Here is a 669-nt window from a genome sequence, read left to right on the forward strand (position 1 = left end):
CGCTTGGCGGGCTGCTCCGGCGTTCGGCGCTCACCGTCGACGACCGCGCTCGCGCTCGTTGGAACGGTCGCCTCTGCGCTCGTTGCTCTCGCGGCGGCCGCACCCGTCGGGCCCGCTGCGATCGGAGGCGCCGCCTTCTCGGTGCTGCTCGCCCTCGCCTGGCTGGCGGGGCAGTGCCTCCCGGCGCGCCTGCCCGCGGTGCTCGCCGCCGTGCTCACTGCCGTCGCCGTGCTCGGCCTGCTCGTGCCTGCCGTGCTTCCGGTGCTCCCCGCGGGTCTGGTCGCCGCGGCCGTCGCCGGGCGGGAGCCGGTCGGTGCCGTCGTCGCGCTCGTCGCGCTCGCCGTCGCCCTCCTCCCGGCTGCTCCGCGGATGCTCGACCTCGCCCGCGGTCCGCTGCTGCTCGCGCAGGCCCGCCAGTGGTCCTCGACCGCTCGACTCGGAGCGACCGGGGGATCTCGCCGACTCGCTCAGCGGCTATCGCGCTCTGCCCAGCCGGGGCCGGCGGCTCAGGGCGGTGAGGGTCGCCCCGTTCGCCCTCGCCGTGCCGGTCCGCGACGCGATCGGTGCGCTGCGGACGCCGGGACGCTCGGCGTCCGCGCTGGTCGCTCTGGGTGCTGCTGGAGCCGCCGTCGTGCTGGCCGCGGTCGTCCCGTCCCGCCCTCCTCGCGG

General features: G+C 78.0%; 1 pseudogene. It reads left to right on the forward strand.

Annotation, left to right across the window (positions count from 1 at the left end):
* Window positions 1–669, forward strand: a pseudogene (locus tag ACH61_RS17735) (hypothetical protein); the annotation flags it as partial.

This window comes from Rathayibacter tanaceti (assembly GCF_001634385.1).
Classification (GTDB): domain Bacteria; phylum Actinomycetota; class Actinomycetes; order Actinomycetales; family Microbacteriaceae; genus Rathayibacter; species Rathayibacter tanaceti.